The organism is Candidatus Methylomirabilota bacterium (assembly GCA_035260325.1).
GTDB lineage: Bacteria > Methylomirabilota > Methylomirabilia > Rokubacteriales > CSP1-6 > AR19.
In genome coordinates, this window is record DATFVL010000121.1 from 1 (window position 1) to 18786 (window position 18786).

Annotated in this window: 16 protein-coding genes; all 16 read left to right on the top strand. The window is 71.9% G+C overall.

Annotated elements, in window-relative coordinates; translation table 11 throughout:
* On the top strand, positions 1-2834 hold a 2834-nt coding region (locus VKG64_08110; GenBank protein ID HKB25005.1), incomplete at its 5' end, for a molybdopterin-dependent oxidoreductase.
* Entirely contained in the window at positions 2831-4177 is a 1347-nt protein-coding gene (gene nrfD / locus VKG64_08115; GenBank protein ID HKB25006.1) for an NrfD/PsrC family molybdoenzyme membrane anchor subunit, read from the top strand. The genes VKG64_08110 and nrfD, both read left to right, overlap by 4 nt.
* Entirely contained in the window at positions 4161-4700 is a 540-nt protein-coding gene (locus VKG64_08120) for a DUF3341 domain-containing protein (GenBank protein HKB25007.1), read from the top strand. Before nrfD ends, VKG64_08120 begins: the two co-directional genes overlap by 17 nt.
* Positions 4697-5203 carry a cytochrome c gene (locus VKG64_08125; GenBank protein ID HKB25008.1) on the top strand — a complete coding sequence of 169 codons (507 nt, stop codon included), beginning with the start codon at positions 4697-4699 and terminating at the stop codon, positions 5201-5203. Before VKG64_08120 ends, VKG64_08125 begins: the two co-directional genes overlap by 4 nt.
* Positions 5200-6312, top strand: coding sequence for a hypothetical protein (locus VKG64_08130; GenBank protein ID HKB25009.1), 1113 nt, complete (start codon positions 5200-5202; stop codon positions 6310-6312). The genes VKG64_08125 and VKG64_08130 overlap by 4 nt, the downstream gene beginning before the upstream one ends.
* 96 nt (positions 6313-6408) lie before the next feature.
* Entirely contained in the window at positions 6409-7635 is a 1227-nt protein-coding gene (gene glp, locus VKG64_08135; GenBank protein HKB25010.1) for a gephyrin-like molybdotransferase Glp, read from the top strand.
* Positions 7636-7669: 34 nt separating this feature from the next.
* Entirely contained in the window at positions 7670-8449 is a 780-nt protein-coding gene (gene ybgF / locus VKG64_08140; protein ID HKB25011.1) for a tol-pal system protein YbgF, read from the top strand.
* A gap of 134 nt (positions 8450-8583) precedes the next feature.
* Positions 8584-9477 (top strand): DNA-processing protein DprA, encoded by an 894-nt coding sequence (gene dprA / locus VKG64_08145; protein HKB25012.1) that lies wholly within the window; start codon positions 8584-8586, stop codon positions 9475-9477.
* Positions 9477-11723, top strand: coding sequence for a type I DNA topoisomerase (gene topA / locus VKG64_08150; GenBank protein HKB25013.1), 2247 nt, complete (start codon positions 9477-9479; stop codon positions 11721-11723). The genes dprA and topA overlap by 1 nt, the downstream gene beginning before the upstream one ends.
* On the top strand, positions 11720-12595 hold the full coding sequence (gene xerA / locus VKG64_08155; GenBank protein HKB25014.1) for a site-specific tyrosine recombinase/integron integrase: 876 nt from the start codon (positions 11720-11722) through the stop codon (positions 12593-12595). The genes topA and xerA overlap by 4 nt, the downstream gene beginning before the upstream one ends.
* An 8-nt stretch (positions 12596-12603) precedes the next feature.
* Entirely contained in the window at positions 12604-13137 is a 534-nt protein-coding gene (gene hslV, locus VKG64_08160) for an ATP-dependent protease subunit HslV (protein HKB25015.1), read from the top strand.
* A 91-nt stretch (positions 13138-13228) separates the two neighbouring features.
* Positions 13229-14587, top strand: a complete 1359-nt coding sequence (gene hslU / locus VKG64_08165; GenBank protein HKB25016.1) for an ATP-dependent protease ATPase subunit HslU — start codon at positions 13229-13231, stop codon at positions 14585-14587.
* Positions 14584-15450, top strand: coding sequence for an acetylglutamate kinase (argB, locus tag VKG64_08170; GenBank protein HKB25017.1), 867 nt, complete (start codon positions 14584-14586; stop codon positions 15448-15450). The genes hslU and argB overlap by 4 nt, the downstream gene beginning before the upstream one ends.
* 16 nt (positions 15451-15466) lie before the next feature.
* Positions 15467-16660 carry an acetylornithine transaminase gene (locus tag VKG64_08175; GenBank protein ID HKB25018.1) on the top strand — a complete coding sequence of 398 codons (1194 nt, stop codon included), beginning with the start codon at positions 15467-15469 and terminating at the stop codon, positions 16658-16660.
* Entirely contained in the window at positions 16660-17583 is a 924-nt protein-coding gene (gene argF, locus VKG64_08180) for an ornithine carbamoyltransferase (protein ID HKB25019.1), read from the top strand. Before VKG64_08175 ends, argF begins: the two co-directional genes overlap by 1 nt.
* Positions 17573-18781 carry an argininosuccinate synthase gene (locus VKG64_08185; GenBank protein ID HKB25020.1) on the top strand — a complete coding sequence of 403 codons (1209 nt, stop codon included), beginning with the start codon at positions 17573-17575 and terminating at the stop codon, positions 18779-18781. Before argF ends, VKG64_08185 begins: the two co-directional genes overlap by 11 nt.
* Positions 18782-18786 lie beyond the last annotated feature (5 nt).

Genomic DNA, 18786 nt, shown 5'->3' on the forward strand with positions numbered 1-18786 from the left:
GCCAGCGGACGACCGAGAACATCCTGCCGCTGGTGGTGCCCAACGAGCAGCTCGTGCCCGGCGTCGCCGCGTGGTTCGCCACGGTGTGCCGCGAGTGTCCGGCGGGCTGCGGCGTGCTCGCGCGGAACCGTGAGGGGCGCGTGGTGAAGCTCGAGGGAAACCCCGACCATCCCGTGAACCACGGCGCGCTGTGCGTGCGCGGCCAGGCGGCGCTCCAGGGCCTCTACCATCCCGACCGCTTCGACGGGCCGGGCACGCCCGACGGACGCGGCGGGAAGCGCCTGGGCTGGGAGGCGGCGCTCAAGCAGGTGAGCGACAGGCTCGCCGAGCTCCGGAAGGCGGGGCAGGGGCGCGCGGTCGCCGTCGTCACGCAGCTCGAGAACGGCAGCCTCGGCGCGCTCCTCGACACGTGGGGCCGGACGCTCGGGGCCCGGCCGCGCGTGACACTCGAGCCCTTCGGCTACGAGGCGATCCGCGAGGCGAACCGGATCGTCTTCGGGCGGAGCGCGATCCCGTACCACGCGTTCGAGGACGCCGAGGTGGTGCTCTCGTTCGGCGCGGACTTCCTCGAGACGTGGCTGTCGAACGTGGCCCACGCGCGCGGCTTCGGGCGCATGCACACCTTCCGCGACGGCCGCGCCGGCACGTTCATCCACGTCGAGCCCCGGCAGTCCCTCACGGCCTCGAACGCCGACGTGTGGCTCAGGAACGCGCCGGGCACCGAGGCCATGCTGGCGCTCGCCGTGCTCAGGGCGATGCTCGAGGCGGGGCTCGGCGACCATCGCTTCGCTCCGTCCGTGGCGAAGGTCGACGTGGCGCGCGTCGCCGCCCAGAGCGGCGTGTCGGTCGAGCAGATCAAGCACGTCGCGGAGGTCTTCGGCCACGCCCGGCCCGGGCTCGCCGTCGGCGGCGGCGTCGCCGTGAGCGGGTCCAACGCCACGGACGCGCTGGTCGCGGTCAATCTCCTCAACGCGGCGGCCGGCAACGTCGGCAAGACGGTCCGCTTCGGTCCCGACTCCGCCTACGGCAAGGTGACGCCGTACGCGGAAGTGGTGGAGCTCGCGAAGGCGATGGAGCGCGGCGAGATCAAGCTCCTCCTGCTCGGGCCCGGGGTGAACCCGGCGTTCACGCTGCCCGGCGGCCTCAAGTTCGCCGACGCGATCGGGAAGGTCGGCCTCGTCGTGAGCTTCGCCGGCCTGCCCGACGAGACGACGGCGCTCGCCCACCTCGTCCTGCCGGACACGCACTGGCTCGAGTCGTGGGGCGACTACTCGCCCCGCGAGGGCGTCGCGGGCGTCATCCAACCGACCATGTCGCCCGTGCGCGATGCGAGGCCCATGGGCGACACGCTCCTGGCGCTCGCGCGCGCCGTCCTCGGCACGGAGGAGGGGAAGGGGCCCCTCCCGTGGCCGAGCTTCGAGGAGTACGTGAAGTCGGTCTGGGAGCCGGTCGTGAAGGGCGAGTGGGCGGCGGCGCTCCAGCGCGGCGGCGTCTTCAAGGACGTCGCGGCCGCGCCGGTCACGGCGAAGCCTGTCGCCGTCGAGGGCGCGCCGGCGAAGCTCGAGGGCGACGCGGGCGGGTTCGCGCTGCTCGCGTATCCCTCGCTCAGGTTCTACGACGGGCGCGGCGCGAGCCGGGCGTGGCTCCAGGAGACCCCGGACACGATGACGCAGGCCGTGTGGGACGCGTGGGTGGAGGTGCCGGCGGAGGCGGCCGGCAAGCTCGGCATCGTCACCGGCGACGTCGTGAAGGTGTCGTCGCCGTACGGCGCGATCGAGCTGCCCGCCTACGTCTCGCCGACGCTCCACGGCCAGGCGGTCGCGATCCCGATCGGCCACCGCTACTCGCCCTATCACGTGCCGCGCTACGTCGCGGCCCCGCGGACGCCGGCGAACCCGGTCGCGCTGCTCTCCGGGGCGGCCGACGCGGCCTCGGGCGGGCCGGCGTACCTCGCGGTCCGCGTGACGCTCGCGAAGACCGGCGCGCGCCGGCCGCTCGCCATCCTCCAGGCGACGCACGACCAGGAGGGTCGCGCGATCGCCGAGCACGTGGATCTGCGCGCGGCGCGCGAGCAGGCGCTCCGTGGCCGGCGCGCGAGCGAAGAGCACATCAGCATGTACCCCGAGAAGCCGTATCCGGGGTATCGCTGGGGCCTCACGATCGACGTGGACGCGTGCGTCGGCTGCCAGGCCTGCGTCGTCGCCTGCCAGGCCGAGAACAACGTCGCCGTCGTGGGCAAGGCGCAGGCCGCGTACGGACGGGGGATGCACTGGATCCGCATCGAGCGCTGGGCCGAGGGCAGGGCGGAGCACCCCACGAACGTCTTCCTGCCGATGCTCTGCCAGCATTGTGAGATCGCGCCGTGCGAGCCCGTCTGCCCCGTCTTCGCCGCGTATCGCACCGATGAGGGCCTGAACGCGCAGGTCTACAACCGCTGCGTGGGCACCCGCTACTGCGGCAACAACTGCCCGTATCACGTCCGCCGCTTCAACTGGTTCCAGTGGGAGATCCCGGCGCCGCTCGAGGTGCAGCTGAACCCCGACGTCACGGTGCGGCAGCTCGGCGTCATGGAAAAGTGCACGATGTGCCTCCAGCGGATCATCGCCGGCAAGGACCACGCGAGGGACGAGAAGCGGCCGGTGCGCGACGGCGACATCGTGACCGCCTGCCAGCAGACGTGCCCGACGCAGGCGATCACGTTCGGAAACCTCAAGGACGAGAAGAGCGCCGTGGCGAAGCACGTCCAGTCGCCCCGCGCCTACCACGTCCTCGCGGAGATCGGGACCCGGCCGTCGGTGACGTATCTCAAGAAGGTCGTGCGGGGGCACGCGTGAGCGACGGCCGCGCCGAGACGCCGACGTTCGCCGACGTCACCCGCGACGTCGCCCGCACGCTCGAGCCGCCGGGCAACCTCTACTTCGGCTGGATGTCCTTCGTGGCCCTGGTTCTCGCCGCGTTCATCGTCGCCTGGACGGGCCAGATCTGGTGGGGCATGGGCATGGCGGGCAAGCGCGTGCCCCAGATGTGGGCGATGTACATCACGAGCTTCGTGTTCTGGATCGGCATCGGCCACGCGGGCACGCTCATCTCGGCGATCCTCTACCTCTTCCGGGCGCGCTGGCGCACGCCCATCTACCGCGCGGCCGAGGCGATGACGATCTTCGCGGTGATGACGGCCGGGCTCTTTCCGCTGATCCACGCGGGCCGGATGTGGTTCGCGTATTTCCTGCTGCCGTATCCGAACCAGCGCGACCTCTGGCCGAACTTCCGCTCCCCGCTCGTCTGGGACGTGTTCGCGATCTCGACGTACCTCTCGATCTCGACCGTGTTCTTCATCGTCGGGCTCATCCCCGACGTCGCGGCACTCCGCGACGCGTCGACCGGCTGGCGGCGGCGCATCTACGGGATGCTCGCGCTCGGCTGGGAGGGCGCCGACTCGCAGTGGCGCCACTACCGGCGCGCCTACGGGCTGCTCGCCGCGCTCGCCACGCCGCTGGTGCTGTCGGTGCACAGCGTCGTGTCGTGGGACTTCGCGATGGCGCTCGTCCCGGGCTGGCACTCGACGCTCTTCGCCCCGTTCTTCGTCGACGGCGCCATCTTCTCGGGCTTCGCCATGGTGCTGATCCTGGTCCTGCCGATGCGGCACTTCTTCAAGCTCCACGCCTACATCCAGGAAAAGCACCTGGACGCGATGGGGAAGCTGATCCTCGTGACGGGCCTCGTGCTGACCTACTTCTACGTCTGCGAGATCTTCACGACGATCTACAGCGGCGACGAGATCGAGAAGGCCTCGCTCTTCTGGAAGGTCACGAAGTCCTACGCGTGGGCCCTGTGGCTCATGTACTTCTGCAACTGCGTCGCGCCGCTGATCCTCTTCTGGAAGAAGGCCCGGACGAGCCCGACGATCCTCTACGTGGTCTCGATCCTCGTCCTGATCGGCATGTGGTTCGAGCGGTTCAACATCATCGTCCCGTCCCTCGGCCACGACTTCTACCCGTACACGTGGGGCATCTTCTATCCGAGCCCGACCGACACGATGATCGTCATCGGCAGCTTCGCGTTCTTCTTCTTCCTGTTCCTCGGCTTCATCAAGCTCATGCCGTCGCTCTCGATCGTCGAGGTGAAGGAGACGATCCCCCTGCCCATGAGGGACCGGAGCCATGCCGGCCACCACTGAGACGATCCTCGGCGTCTTCGCCCACGTGGACACGACGGTCCGCGCGCTCGAGGATCTCAGGGCGAAGGGCTATCACGACCTGACGGTCTACACGCCCGTCCCGATCCACGAGATCGAGGAGGTGCTCGAGCGCGACCGCCCCCTCAGCCGCGTGCGCCTCTTCACGCTGGTCGGCGGCCTCACCGGGATCGCCTCGGCCTTCCTGCTGACCATCTGGACGTCGCTCGTGTGGGGGCTCGTCACCGGGGGCAAGTATTTCCAGTTCGGTCCCGACGGCATCGTGGGCTCGTCGCTGCCGCCGTTTTTCATCATCGCGTTCGAGCTGATGGTCCTCTTCGGCGGCGTCGCGACGGTGATCGGCATGGCGCTGCTCGCGCGGTTGCCGCGGTTCCGGCCGAGCGCCGCCTTCGATCCGCGCTTCACGAACGACCGCTTCGGCGTCGCGGTCCACGTGGCGCCCGGCCGCGGCGGGTCCGTGCGCGAGATCCTCCGAACGGCCGGCGCCGAGGACGTGCGGGCGTGAAATACGTCTTCGTCTTCATGCTCCTCGTCGTCGCCGTGGCGGGCGGGCTGATGGGCGCGGCGGTGGCGGTCCGCTGGAGCGACGACATGACCCAGACCCCCAGGATCGTGCCCGGCGAGCGCGTGTTCGCGATGCCCCGCGGCGTGGTCTCGCGCGGCGGTGCGCTCGTCATCCCGCGGGAGCAGCGCGACGTCGCGGCGAAGCAGCCGAACCCGGTGAAGGCGTCGCCGGCGTCGATCGCGATCGGCCGCGAGCGCTTTGCGACGTTCTGCGTGCCCTGCCACGGGCCCGAGGCGAAGGGCGGCGTGACGGGATTGGTCGCGACGAAGTTCATCCCGACGCCCGACCTCACGAGCGCGGACCTCCAGAAGCAGCGGACCGACGGGTACTGGCACAGCTACATCGTCGTCGGCGGCGCGGTGATGCCGGCCTACGGCGAGGCGCTCTCCTCGGAAGAGGCCTGGCACATCGTGAACTTCCTCCGGGCCGTGGCGCAGAAATGACGGTCGTCTGGGGTCTCGTCGTGGTCGCCGGCGCGATCGCCTTCCTGACGGGCGCGCGCTCCGCGGACGCTGCCCAGGTGTGGTCGATCTACCTCGTGAACCTGGTCTTCTGGTCCGGGCTCGCCGTGACGGGGCCCGCGATCGCCGCGATGATGCAGCTCACCGAGGCGCGCTGGTCGCCGAGCGTCCGGCGGCTCGCCCTCACGACGTCGGGCTTCCTGCCGGTCGCGTTCGTGCTCTTCCTGCTCCTGAGCCTGGGCGGCGTGACGCTGTACCCGTGGGTGACGACGCCGATCCCGGTCAAGGAGCCCTGGCTCACCTGGGGCTTCTTCTGGTCGCGGACGTGGATCGGCACGGGCGCGCTCTTCCTCGTCGCCCTGCTCTTCGTCACGGCGCTGCTCCGGGACGCCGTCCCGCCGGACGACGAGCGGGAGCGCGCGCGACGGAACCGACTCGCGGTCGTGCTCCTCGTGCTCTGGGTCGTCGTGGTCTCGCTCTGGGGCTTCGACCTCGTGATGTCGCTGGAGCCCACGTGGTACAGCGGCCTCTTCGGCGGGTACTTCGTCGTGACGTCCCTCTACACGGCGCTCTGCCTGCTCTCGATCCTGTCGGTCCGCGCGAACGCGCGCGGCCAGGCGTCCATCCCGCCCGCGGCGATCCAGGACGTCGCGAAGCTCCAGTTCGCGATCTCGATCATGTGGATGTACTTCTTCTGGTCGCAGTACCTCGTGATCTGGTACGGCAACGTGCCCGTCGAGACGCGCTTCTTCGTCAAGCGCTTTTTCGCCCAGCCCTGGCTCACGCTCGCGTGGGTCGTCTTCGTCGTCGGCTGGCTGATCCCGTTCGCGTACCTGGTGAAGCGCCTCACGGGCCGGCCGCCGCAGCGGCACGCGCCCCTCGTCGTCGTCGCGCTCTTCGGCCTCTTCGCGATCTTCCTCGAGCGCGTGTTCGTCGTGTTCCCCTCGGTCTCGGCCGCGGCGCGCCTGCCGTTCCGGGCGCGCGACGCGGCGATCACGCTCGGTTTCCTCGCGCTCTTCGTGCTCTGCCGCCGCGGCTTCTTCAACCGCTACAAGCCCGTCCTGAACCTGCCCCACACGGGGCATCATTAGATTTCGCTCGCCTCGCACGCTGGGTCCCCGGCCCCAGGCCGTGCCGCGGCTCGCCCTGCCACTAGACCCGCGGTCGGCGCCCGCTACAATAGCCATATGCTGAGCGTCGAAGAGGCGCTGGCGCAGATCCTGTCGCGCGTCCGTCCCCTCGGGACCGAGCAGGTGGACGTCCTGGGCGCGCTCGGCCGCGTGCTGGCCGAGCCGATCGTCGCGCGCCGCGAGCTCCCGCCGTGGCCCAACTCGTCGATGGACGGCTACGCCATCCGCGCCGAAGACACGCGGGCGGGCGGCGCCGAGCTGGCCGTCGTCGGGCGTGTGATCGCGGGCGACATGCCGTCGCGCGCGCTCCACGCGGGGGAGGCGATGCGGATCTTCACCGGCGCCCCGCTGCCCGCGGGCGCGGACGCCGTCGTGCCCCAGGAAGACGTGGGCGCCGACGGCGACCGGATCGCGGTCCGCGGCCGCGTCGATCGCGGCGCCTACGTGCGGCCCGCGGGGGAGGACGTGCGCGCTGGGGACGTCGTCGTCGCGCCGGGGCAGGCGGCGGGCCCGGCGGAGGTGGGGCTTCTCGCCACGCTCGGCTACGCCCGGGTCCGCGTCCACCGCCGCCCGCGCGTCGCGATCCTGTCGACCGGCAACGAGCTCGCCGAGCTCGGCACGGTCCCTCGGCCGGGCCAGATCCCGAACACGAACACCTACTCGCTGATGGCCCAGACGCTCGAGGCCGGCGCCGAGCCCGTGAGCCTGGGCGTCGTGCCCGACCGCCTCGAGGCGATCGTCGAGCGCCTCGGCTGGGCGGCGTCCGCGGACGTCCTCGTGTCCTCGGCCGGCGTCTCGGTCGGCGAGCTCGACCTGGTGCGCGAGGCCCTCCAGCGGAGCGGCGCCGAGCTCCACCTCTGGAAGGTCTCGATGCGCCCCGGCAAGCCGATCACCTTCGGCTCGCTCGGCGGCCGGCCGGTCTTCGGGCTGCCGGGCAACCCCGTGTCCGCGATGGTGACGTTCGAGCTCTTCGTCCGTCCGGCGCTCCGGCGGATGCTGGGGTGCGCGGCGACGGCGAGGCCCCGCATCGTGGCGCGGGCGCAGGGGCCCATCGGCAACCCCGGCGCGCGGCGCGGGTACCTGCGCGTGACGCTCTCGCGCGACCGCGACGGCTGGGGCGCCCGGCTCACGGGCGACCAGGGTTCCGGAATCCTGCGCTCGATGGTGCTCGCCGACGGGCTCGCGGTGGTCTCACCCGACACCGAGATCCCGGCGGGCGGGATGGTGGAGGTGATCGTGCTGCGCGGCCTCGAGCCGCGCGCGGAAAACGCGCCGGACCGTTGACTTCGTTTTCGGGCGCGTGCTAGGGTCGGCGCGGATGAACCGCGCCCTCGGCGTGCTGGCCGTCCTGGCTCTCCTCGCGACCGGCTGCGCCAGCCGAGGCACGGTGAACCGCCTCCGGACCGACGTCGCCAAGCTCCGCTCCGATCTCACCGCCGCCCGCGCCGCCCAGGCCGCCACGGCCCGCGATCTGTCCCAGGCGGGCCGCGACCTCGAGGCGCTCGACGCGCGGGTGCTCGAGCTCACCGCGGGCGTGCGGGAAGTCCGCGACGAGCTCGCGCGGCTCGGCGCGCGCCTGGACACCGCCGAGGAGGAGATCAAGAAGGCCCGCGCGCTCGCGGAGCCGCGTCCGCCGGCCGTCGCGCCGGCCCCGCCGGCGGCGCCCGCCGCGCCCCCGGCGCCGCCCGCGCCGCCCGCGCCGGCGCAGAAACGCGCCGAGCCGCGCCCGGCGCAGCAGGTGTACGCGGCGGCCCTGGCGACGTTCCACGCGCGCGAGTACGGCCAGGCGGTGCTCGACCTGACCGACTTCATCGGCACGCATCGCGGGCATCCGCTGGCGGCCAACGCGCAGTACTGGATCGGCGAGGCCTACTACGTCCAGCGGGACTACCGGCAGGCGCTCCTCGAGTTCCAGAAGGTGATCGAGATGCGCGCCGCCAAGGTCCCCGACGCGCTCGTGAAGGTCGGCCTGTGCCAGTGGAGCCTGCGCGACCCGCGGCGCGCTCGCGCGACGTGGCAGAGGGTCGTGCGCGAGTACGCGGGCACCGAGGCCGCGCGGACCGCGCGGACGCTCCTCCGCAAGCACGCCGCACGCTAGCCGCGGCGCCCGCGGCGTATCCGTCCGGACTCTCTTGCGGAGCCCCGCCCGCGTGGTGTAGCCGTGCTCCGATGAAGCCCCTCGCCTCGGCCGGCGGGGCCCCAGCCCCGCGACGTCCTGGGGCTCGTACCGCCATGCGCCCGCTCGAGCCCGGCGCCCCCGGATATCCCAAGCTGCTCGGCGTCGTCCCGTCGCCGCCCGCACTGTGGGTGCGCGGCACGCTCGGCGCGGAGGACGCGCTGGCGATCGCTATCGTGGGCGCGCGCCGCGCGACGCCGTACGGTCTCGCGACGGCCGAGCGGATCGCCGGCGAGCTCGCCGCGCGCGGCGTGACGATCGTGAGCGGCCTCGCGCGGGGGATCGACAGCGCTGCGCATCGCGGCGCGCTCGCGGCGGGTGGCCGGACGCTCGCGGTGCTCGGGTGCGGCATCGACGTCGTCTATCCGGCCGAGAACCGCGGGCTCGCCCGCGAGATCGCGGCGCGGGGCGCGCTCCTGTCCCAGTTCGCGCCGGGGATGCCCGCGCTGCCGGGCCACTTTCCGGCCCGCAACCGCACGCTGGCCGGGCTCACGCTGGGCGTCCTCGTGGTCGAGGCGGCGGAGCGGAGCGGCGCCCTGATCACCGCGGGTTTCGCGGGCGATCTTGGCCGCGAAGTGTTCGCCATTCCAGGCCGAATCACCTCCGAGCTGTCGGCCGGAACGAACCGGCTCATTCAGGACGGTGCTAAACTGATTTCTTGTTGGCAGGACATCGTGTCAGAATTACCGGAACGGTGGAGGCGTGCGGTGCGAAGCAGTGCGACGCACGAGTGCGACGCGGCGGCGCCTGCACCGGAGAGTGACGAGGGCCGGATGCTCGGGCTCCTGACGCCGGACGAGCCCCAGCACATCGAGCAGCTGATCGCGCGCGGCGGGTTCGATCCCGCACGCGCCGCGGCGACGCTCGTGACCCTCGAGCTCGAAGGCCGGGTCCGGCAGCTCGCGGGACAGCGATGGGTCTCGAGTGCGATGGGAGCGAGGAGAACGTAGTGGCCAAGCGATCGTTGGTGGTGGTGGAGTCGCCCACGAAGGTGAAGACGATCCAGAAGTATCTGGACTCGCACTTCATCGTCAAGGCCTCGATGGGCCACGTGCGCGACCTGCCCAAGTCGCAGCTGGGCGTGGACACGAAGAAGGGGTTCAAGCCGAAGTACGTCGTCGCGCCGGCGAAGAAGAAGGTCCTCGAGGAGCTGAAGAAGGCGGCCGAGAAGGTGGACGCGCTTTACGTCGCGACCGACCCCGACCGCGAGGGCGAGGCGATCGGCTGGCACCTCGCGCAGGAGCTCGGCGTCGACAAGAAGAACGTGCACCGGATCACCTTCAACGAGATCACCGAGCGCGCCGTGAGGGCGGCGTTCGCGAAGCCGGGGAAGATCGACCTGAAGCTCGTGGACGCGCAGCAGGCGCGGCGCGTTCTCGACCGGCTCGTGGGCTACAGCCTCTCGCCGCTCCTCTGGGAGAAGGTCCAGCGGGGCCTGTCCGCCGGCCGCGTGCAGTCGGTCACCGTGCGGCTCATCGTGGACCGCGAGCGCGAGATCCTGGCGTTCGTGCCCGTCGAGTACTGGTCGCTCCACGCCCGCCTCGCGGCGGCGCTGCCGCCCGAGTTCGTCGCGACCCTCAAGGAGGTCGGCGGCGAGAAGGCGAGCATCGCCGGCGAGGCCGAGGCCCAGGCGCTGATCGCGTCGCTCCGCGGCGTGTCGTACGTGGTGAAGTCGGTCACCCGGGGCGAGCGCCGCCGGAACCCCGCGCCGCCGTTCATCACGTCGACCCTCCAGCAGGAGGCGGGCCGCAAGCTCGGCTTCACGGCGAAGCGGACGATGACGATCGCCCAGCAGCTCTACGAGGGCATCGCCCTCGGCGACGCGGGTCCCGAGGGCCTCATCACGTACATGCGCACCGACTCGGTCCGCGTGGCGCGGGAGGCGCAGGAGGAGGCGCGCCGGTGGATCACGGGCCGCCTCGGTGGCGAGTACGTGCCCGAGGCGCCGCCCGCCTACCGCTCGCGCGGGAGCGCCCAGGAGGCGCACGAGGCGGTCCGGCCCTCGGACGTGGGCCACGATCCGAAGAGCATCGCGCAGTTCCTGCGGCCGGAGCAGCTCGCGCTCTACCGGCTGATCTGGGAGCGGTTCCTCGCGAGCCAGATGATGCCGGCGGTCTACGACACCGTGAGCGCGGACATCGAGGCCGGCCGCTGCCTCTTCCGCGCGCAGGGCGCGACGCTCAAGTTCAAGGGCTTCACCGCGGTCTACGAGGAGAGCCGCGAGGACGAGGTCCCGAGCGACGAGGACGGCGAGGGCGCGGTGCCGCAGCTCCGCGAAGGCGAGGTCCTGCGCCTGCGGCAGCTCGAGCCCAAGCAGCACTTCACCCAGCCGCCGCCGCGCTACACCGAGGCCTCGCTCATCAAGGCGCTCGAAGAGCTCGGCATCGGGCGGCCGTCCACGTACGCGTCGATCCTCGGCACGATCATCAACGAGCGCGGGTACGTGCGCCGCGACCGCAAGGCCCTCGTGCCGACGGAGCTCGGCATGGCGGTGACCGACAAGCTCAAGCCGTACTTCCCCGAGATCATGGACGTCGAGTTCACCGCGCAGATGGAGGACCACCTCGACAAGGTCGAGGAGGGCGAGCGCACGTGGGTCCAGACCGTGCAGGAGTTCTGGGACCCGTTCAAGAAGGACCTGGCGCGCGCGAAGAAGGAGATGGGCAGCGAGAAGAAGGGCGAGCCGACGGGCGAGGTGTGCCCCGAGTGCGGCGAGGAGCTGCTGCGCCGCCGCGGCCGCTTCGGCATGTTCCTCGCGTGCTCGGGCTACCCGGGCTGCCGGTACACCCGCAACCTCGACGGCAGCGTGCGGGCCGAGGACCAGCCGACGGGCGAGGCGTGCCCGACCTGCGGCAAGCCGATGGTGCTCAAGTACGGGCGGTTCGGCAAGTTCATCGCCTGCTCGGGCTATCCCGAGTGCAAGACCACGAAGCCCGTCACGCTCGGCATCGCGTGCCCCGAGCCCGGCTGCGCCGGCCAGCTCGCGGAGCGGCACTCCCGGCGCGGGCGCGTCTTCTACGGCTGCTCGGCGTACCCGAGCTGCACGTTCGTCGTCTGGCAGCGGCCCGTGCCGGAGCCCTGCCCGAAGTGCGAGGCCCCGTTCACGACCGAGCGCGCCGTGCGCGGTCGCGTGATCCGGCGGTGCGCGCGGGAGGGGTGCGACTTCGAGCGGGAGGTCGAGTCCACGGTCGCATGAAGGACCCGCTGTCGGCGTTCCTGCGCTACCTCTCGCTCGAGAAGGACGCGTCGCCGCACACGCTCAGGAGCTACCGGAGCGACCTCGTGGAGTTCGGACGTTTCGTGGGCCGGGACACCCCGCTCGACGCGGTGGACCCGCGCACCGTCCGCGCGTACCTCGCGCACCTGCACGCGCGCCGCCTCGAACCCGCGTCCGTCGGGCGCAAGCTCGCCGCGCTCCGCAGCTGGTTCCGCTTCCTCGTCCGGCGGGGCGCCCTCCGGCGGAACGCCGCCCGGGAGGTGCGCGGGCCGCGGCTCCCCAGGAAGCTCGTGTCGTTCCTGCCCCTCGACGAGGCGACGGCGCTCGTCGAGGGCCGGGCCCTCGCGGGCGCGGCGCGCGCGCGCGACCTCGCGATCCTCGAGCTGCTCTACGCCACGGGGCTCCGCGTCTCGGAGCTCGCCGGCCTCGACCTCGACGCGGTGGACCGCTCGGGGCGGACGGTGCGCGTCCTCGGCAAGGGGAGGAAGGAGCGGATCGTCCCCTTCGGCGGCGCCGCGGCCCGGGCGCTCGAGGCCTGCCTCGGGGAGCGCGCGGTGGCCCGCGGACCGCTCTTCACGAACCGGCGCGGCGGCCGGCTGACCCCGCGCGCGATCCACGAGATCGTCCGCCGGAGCGCCGCGGCCGCCGGGATCACGCGGCGCGTGAGCCCCCACACGCTCCGGCACACGTTTGCCACGCATCTGCTCGACGCGGGCGCCGACCTCCGGGCGATCCAGGAGCTCCTCGGCCACAGCCGGCTCTCGACGACGCAGCGCTACACCCACGTCGGCACCGCCCAGCTGATGCGCGTCTACGACGCCGCCCACCCGCGCGCCCGCGCGCGCGCCTGAACCGCGGCATGCCGCGCGTCCACGCCACGACCATCCTCGCGGTCCGTCACCGCGGCCAGGTCGCCCTCGCCGGCGACGGCCAGGTCTCGATCGGCGACACGATCGTCAAGCACGGCGCCCGCAAGGTGCGCAAGCTCTACCACGACCGGATCCTCGCCGGGTTTGCCGGCACCGCCGCCGACGCCTTCACGCTCTTCGCCCGCTTCGAGGCGAAGCTCGACGAGCACCGCGGCAGCCTCGCGCGCGCCGCGGTGGAGCTCGCCAAGGACTGGCGGAACGACCGGGTGCTGCGCCGGCTCGAGGCGCTCCTGGCCGTGGCCGACCGCGAACAGTCGTTCATCCTCTCGGGCACCGGCGATGTGATCGAGCCCGACGACGGGCTGATCGGCATCGGCTCCGGCGGCCCGTACGCGCTCGCGGCCGCGCGCGCGCTCGTCGCCCACGGCGACCTCGACGCCAAGGCGATCGTGACGGAGGCGATGCGGATCGCCGCGACGATCTGCGTGTACACGAACGAGCGCATCACCGTCGAGGTCCTGTGATGTCGGCGTATCGCGCCATGCGGAACGCAGCCGCCGCGCACCTGGATCAGGGCACGCCCCGAGTGTCACCGGCCTCGCGGTCCCCGCTACAATGACCGATCTCGCGCTGACGCCCGCGCAGATCGTCGCCGAGCTCGACCGCTACGTCGTCGGCCAGGAGCGCGCCAAGCGCGCCGTCGCGGTCGCCCTCCGGAACCGCTGGCGGCGCCAGAACCTGCCGCCCGAGCTCCGCGACGAGGTCGCGCCGAAGAACATCATCATGATCGGGCCGACCGGCGTCGGAAAGACGGAGATCGCGCGCCGCCTGGCGAAGCTCGCCCAGGCGCCCTTCCTGAAGGTCGAGGCGTCCAAGTACACGGAGGTCGGCTACGTCGGCCGCGACGTCGAGTCGATGGTCCGCGACCTGACCGAGCTCTCGGTCAACATGGTGAAGGCCGAGATGATGGGGCGCGTCACGGAAAAGGCGACCGAGCTCGCCGAGGAGCGCCTCCTCGACCTCCTGCTCCCCCGGCGCAGTCAGGAGCCCTTCTCGTCGAGCTCGCTCGAGGAGGTCGCGCCGGACGCCTCGCGGGAGGCGACGAAGGAGAAGCTGCGGGCCCAGCTCCGGGCGGGCCGGCTCGACGAGCGGATGGTGGAGCTCGAGACCCAGCAGCAGACGATCCCGACGATCGAGGTCCTCTCCGGCCAGGGGCTCGAGGAGATGGGGATCCACATCAAGGACATGCTCTCGAACCTCATGCCCACGCGGACCCGGAAGCGCCGGGTGAGGATCGCGGAGGCGCGCCGGCTCCTCGTCCAGGAGGAGGCGCAGAAGCTCGTGGACATGGAGGAGGTCGTCGCGCAGGCTATCAGGAAGGCGGAGAACTCCGGCATCGTCTTCCTCGACGAGCTCGACAAGATCGCCGGGCGCGAGGCGGGCCACGGTCCGGACGTCTCGCGGGAGGGCGTCCAGCGCGACCTCCTGCCCATCGTCGAGGGCTCGGCCGTGACGACGAAGTACGGGGTGGTCCGCACCGACCACGTCCTGTTCATCGCCGCCGGCGCCTTCCACGTCGCCAAGCCCTCGGACCTGATCCCCGAGCTCCAGGGGCGCTTCCCGATCCGGGTCGAGCTCGACCCCTTGACGCGCGAGGATTTCGTCCGCATTCTGACGGAACCTCAGAACGCGCTGCTCAGGCAGTACACGGAGCTCCTCCGGACGGAGCGGGTCGCCCTCCGGTTCGCGCCGGAGGCGGTGGAGGCGATCGCGGAGATCGCGATGAAGGTGAACGCGAGCACGGAGAACATCGGCGCGCGGCGCCTGTACACGGTCATGGAGAAGCTCCTCGAGGAGATCTCCTTCAACGCCCCCGACCTGCCCGGCAAGGAGCTCACGATCGACGCGGGCTACGTCCACGCGCGCCTGAGCGACATCACGCGGGATCAGGACCTGTCGAGGTACATCCTGTGACCGAGCCGCGGCAGAGCGCGGAGGTCCTGCTCGAGGCGCTCCCGTACATCCGGGAGTTCCGCGGCAAGACCGTCGTCATCAAGTACGGCGGCGCCGCGATGGACCGCGCCGATCTCAAAGAGCCCTTCGCGCTCGACGTGATCCTCCTGCGCTTCGTCGGCATCAAGCCCGTGATCGTCCACGGCGGCGGGCCCCAGATCGGCGCGCTGATGAAGCGGCTCGGCAAGGAGCCGCGCTTCGTCGGCGGCATGCGGGTGACCGACGCCGAGACGGTCGAGATCGTCGAGATGGTGCTCGTCGGCAAGATCAACAAGGAAATCGTCGGGCTCATCGGCCAGCACGGCGGCAAGGCCGTCGGCCTCTCGGGGAAGGACGCGGGACTCCTCCGCGCGCGCCGGCGCGGCCACCGGCTCGCGAGCGGCGAGGAGGTGGACATCGGCCTGGTCGGCGAGGTCGAGGCGGTCAACACCGAGCCCATCCGCCTCCTCGAGGACGCCGGGTTCATCCCGGTGATTGCGCCGGTCGGCGTCGGGAGCGGGGGCGAGACCTACAACATCAACGCGGATCTGGTCGCGGGCGAGATCGCGGCGGCGCTCGGCGCCGAGAAGCTGATCCACCTCACCGACGTCCAGGGGATCCTCGACAGCCGGCAGCGCCTGATCAGCACCCTCTCGCGTAAGGAGGCCGAGCGCCTCATGGGCGCCGGCGTGATCGAGGGGGGGATGCTGCCGAAGGTCGAGTCGTCGCTGCGGGCGCTCGAGGGCGGAACGTCGAAGGCGCACATCCTCGACGGCCGGGTGCCCCACGCGATCCTCCTCGAGCTCTTCACGCGCGAAGGCATCGGCACCGAGATCGTTCTCTAGGAAGGGCGGGGCAGGCATGGACACCAAGCAGCTCATGGCGTGGGCGGCGAAGTACCACACACCGAACTACTCGCGGGCCCCGATCTGCCTCGTGCGCGGCGACGGCGCGCGCGTGTGGGACTCGGACGGCAAGGAGTACCTCGACTTCGGCGCGGGCATCGCGGTCGCCTCGCTCGGCCACTGCCATCCGCGCGTGACGGGCGCCATCCGTGAGGCGGCGGCGACGCTCCTGCACGTGTCGAATCTCTACTACACGGCGCCCCAGATCCACCTGGCGAAGCTCCTCTGCGAGCACTCGTTCGCCGAGCGCGTCTTCTTCGGCAACTCGGGCGCCGAGGCCAACGAGGCGGCGCTCAAGCTCGCGCGCAAGTACGCGAAGGAGCGCCACGCCTCCGACCGCTACGAGATCATCGCCACGCGGAACTCGTTCCACGGCCGGACCTTCGCCACGGTCACGGCGACGGGCCAGGAGAAGTACTCCCACGGCTTCGAGCCGCTGGTCCCCGGCTTCAAGCACGTGCCGTACAACGACCTGCGCGCGATGGAGCGCGCGATCGACAACCGGACCGCCGCGGTCCTCGTCGAGCCGATCCAGGGCGAGGGCGGCGTGAACGTGCCCGACGACGACTACCTGCCCGGGCTCCGCAAGCTCTGCGACGCGTCGGGGGCGCTCCTGATCCTCGACGAGATCCAGACCGGCGTCGGGCGGACGGGCCGGCTCTGGGCGTACGAGCACGCCGGGATCGAGCCCGATATCATGACGCTCGCGAAGGCGCTCGCCAACGGCGTGCCGATCGGCGCGATGCTGACGCGCGACGAGATCGCGCGCGCCCTCGGGCCCGGGACCCACGGCTCGACCTTCGGCGGGACGCCGTTCGTGACCTCGGTAGCCCTCGCGACCATGCAGACGGTGATCGAGGAGAAGATCCCCGAGCGCGCGGCGAAGCTCGGGCGCCACCTGATGGACGGGCTGCGCCGGCTCGCCGCGGCGCCCGCGGGCGTGAAGGAGGTCCGCGGGCGCGGCCTCCTGATCGGCGTCGAGCTCGACCGGCCGGTCGCGCCCATCGTGGACGCCTGCCGCGACGCCGGCCTGCTCGTCCTCTCAGCGGGCGAGCGGGTGCTGCGGCTCGCGCCGCCGCTCATCGTCGAGGTGCGCGACTGCGACCGGGCGCTCGAGATCATCGGCCGCGCGTTCGCGCCCAAGGCGTGATGCGCCACTTCCTGTCCTCCGCGGACCTGACGCGCGACGCGGCGCTCCAGCTGTTCGCGCTGGCGGCCGACCTCAAGCAGCGCTGGAAGGCGGGCCGCCGGGGCACGCCGCTCGCGGGCCGGACGCTCGCGCTCATCTTCGAGAAGCCCTCGCTCCGGACGCGCGTGACCTTCGAGGTCGGCATCGTCCAGCTGGGCGGGCGGGCCGTGCACCTCTCGGGCCACGAAATCGGCCTCGGCACGCGCGAGTCGGTGCCCGACGTGGCGCGGAACCTCTCGCTCTGGGTGGACGGGATCGCCGCGCGCGTCTACTCGCACGAGACGATCGAGGCCCTCGCGCGCCACGCCTCGGTGCCGGTCATCAACGGGCTCTCCGACGGGGAGCACCCCTGCCAGGCGCTCGCCGACTTCTTCACGCTGTGGGAGCGCGGCGTGGACCTCGGCACGATGCGCCTGGCGTGGCTCGGCGACGGCAACAACGTCTGCCACTCCGTCCTGCTGCTCGGCGCGCTCCTCGGCGCCTCGCTGGTGGTCGCGTGCCCGCCCGGCTACGCCCCCGACGCGCGCGTCCAGGCCGCGGTGCGGAAGCTCGGCGGCCGGCTCGAGGTGACCGAGGACCCGCGGAAGGCCGCGACCGGCGCGGACGTGATCTACACCGACGTCTGGGTCAGCATGGGGCAAGAGGCGGAGCGCGAGCGGCGCCTCGAGGCGTTCGGCCGCTACCAGGTGAACGAGGCGGTGGTCGGCGCCGCCAAGCCGAGCGCGCTCGTCATGCACTGCCTGCCGGCGCACCGGGGCGAGGAGATCACCGACGCGGTGCTCGACGGCCCGCGGTCCATCGTGCTCGAGCAGGCCGAGAACCGGCTGCACGCGCAGAAGGCCGTGGTCCTGAGCCTGCTCGGTGGCTCGATCGATGACGTCTAGCCCGAAGCGCGTCGTCCTGGCGTACTCCGGCGGGCTCGACACCTCCGTGATCCTGCGCTGGCTGATCGAGCGGTACGGTTGCGAGGTGGTCGCCTTCTGCGCCGACCTCGGCCAGGGCGAGGAGCTGGTGCCGATCCGCGAGAAGGCGCTCCGCACCGGGGCGTCGGCCGTCCACGTGGTGGACCTCCGCGAGGAGTTCGTGCGCGACTTCATCTTCCCGATGCTGCGCGCGAACGCGGTCTACGAGGGCGCTTACCTGCTCGGCACCTCGATCGCGCGCCCGCTGATCGCCCGCGCGCAGGTGGAGATCGCCGCCAAGGAGGGCGCGGACGCCGTGGCCCACGGCGCGACCGGCAAGGGCAACGACCAGGTCCGCTTCGAGCTGACCTACGCGGCGCTGGCGCCGCACCTCACCGTGATCGCGCCCTGGCGGGAATGGGACCTCGGCTCGCGCACGGCGCTCATCGAGTTCGCGCGGCGACACGACATCCCGGTGCCGGTGACGGTGGAGCGGCCGTACAGCACCGACCGGAACCTGTTCCACATCTCCTACGAGGGCGGGGTCCTCGAAGACCCGTGGGCCGAGCCGCCGGCGAAGATGTTCCAGCTCACGAACGACCCGGAGGCGGCGCCCGACGTGCCCGTGCCCGTCGAGATCGAGTTCGAGGCGGGCAACCCGGTCGCGGTCGACGGCGCGCGGCTCGGGCCGGTCGCGCTGCTGACGCGGCTCAACCGCCTGGGCGGCGAGCACGGCGTCGGGCGCGTGGACCTCGTGGAGAACCGCTTCGTCGGCATGAAGTCGCGGGGCGTCTACGAGACGCCCGGCGGGACCATCCTCCACGGCGCGCGCCGCGCGCTCGAGTCGCTCACGCTCGACCGCGAGGTGCTCCACCTGCGCGACTCGCTCGTGCCGCGGTACGCCGAGATGATCTACTACGGCTTCTGGTTCTCACCCGAGCGGCAGATGCTCCAGACTCTCATGGACGAGTGCGCCCGGGACGTGACCGGCGGCGTGCGCCTGAAGCTCTACAAGGGCAACGTCATCGTGCTCGGCCGGCGGTCGCCGCGCTCGCTGTACCGGACCGACTTCGCGACGTTCGAGGCCGATACCGTCTACCGCCAGCGGGACGCCGAGGGCTTCATCCGCCTCAACGCCCTCCGGCTCAAGATCCGCGCCCTCCGCGACCGCCCGGGTTGACCCGC